Source organism: Pseudomonas sp. EA_65y_Pfl1_P113 (assembly GCF_963970525.1).
Lineage (GTDB): Bacteria > Pseudomonadota > Gammaproteobacteria > Pseudomonadales > Pseudomonadaceae > Aquipseudomonas > Aquipseudomonas tritici.
The window spans coordinates 1-460 of record NZ_CAXAQM010000537.1 but is presented as its reverse complement, the minus strand read 5'-3'; the positions used below and the strand labels follow the sequence as shown (position 1 = coordinate 460).

The following is a 460-nucleotide window of genomic DNA, read 5'->3' as shown; positions in this document are numbered from 1 at the left end:
CGCGGGGATTATCTGGGCGCAACCGTCCAGGTCATCCCGCACGTCACCGATGCGATCAAGGAATTCGCGCAAGCAGAGACCGACGATCTCGATTTCGTATTGTGCGAAATCGGCGGGACGGTCGGCGACATTGAATCGCTCCCCTTCATCGAGGCGATCCGCCAGCTGCGCAACGATCTCGGGCGCGGCAATTCGATCAGCATCCACGTCACGCTGGTGCCGTATATCGCCGCGGCGGGCGAGCTGAAGACCAAGCCGACGCAGCATTCGGTGCGCGAACTGGCCGCTTTGGGCGTGCAGCCCGACGTGCTCGTGTGCCGCTGCGAACAGCCCTTGCCCGAAAGCGACCGCGCCAAGATCGCCTTGTTCTGCAACGTGCCCAAGGAGGCGGTGATTCCGGCGCTGGATGCGAAGAGCATCTACGCGGTGCCCGTGCAATATCACCAGGAGGGGCTGGACG

The 460-nt window shown here is 63.5% G+C and carries 1 pseudogene; it reads left to right on the top strand.

The annotated features are described in order from the left end of the window. Positions 1 to 460 (top strand): annotated as a pseudogene (locus AACY52_RS30950) (CTP synthase); the annotation flags it as partial.